This is a genomic window from Psychrobacter sp. TB20-MNA-CIBAN-0197, from assembly GCF_040309765.1.
GTDB lineage: Bacteria > Pseudomonadota > Gammaproteobacteria > Pseudomonadales > Moraxellaceae > Psychrobacter > Psychrobacter submarinus.
On the sequence record NZ_JBEOPC010000714.1, the window covers coordinates 1 to 267 of the forward strand.

Annotated in this window: 1 protein-coding gene; it reads left to right on the plus strand. The window is 38.6% G+C overall.

Features of this window, described 5'->3' with window-relative positions:
- The coding region (locus AAEY83_RS15675) for a hypothetical protein (RefSeq protein WP_351060416.1) at positions 1-267 on the plus strand (267 nt) is incomplete at both ends.

Sequence of the window (267 nt, forward strand, 5' to 3'; positions counted from 1 at the left end):
ATTAACCGCTCTAAAGTAGTCAATAATGATATTGAGAAAACATTTAAAATTCGTGCGCTATTAAGTAGTCAATTTCAACAGGCGCTTTTGGTATTGGTTGGTATTAAACAGTTTAATACGTTAAGGCAAAAGCGATTAGCGCGAGTTGCGGCTATTAGGCAAGTACGTGTTAGCTTGCAGTTGTGGCTTGATAACATTCTGGAAGCTAAAAATAACGCTCAAGAGCAAGCTTACCCTGAGTGGGCAAAGCATTACTTAGATCAGAGT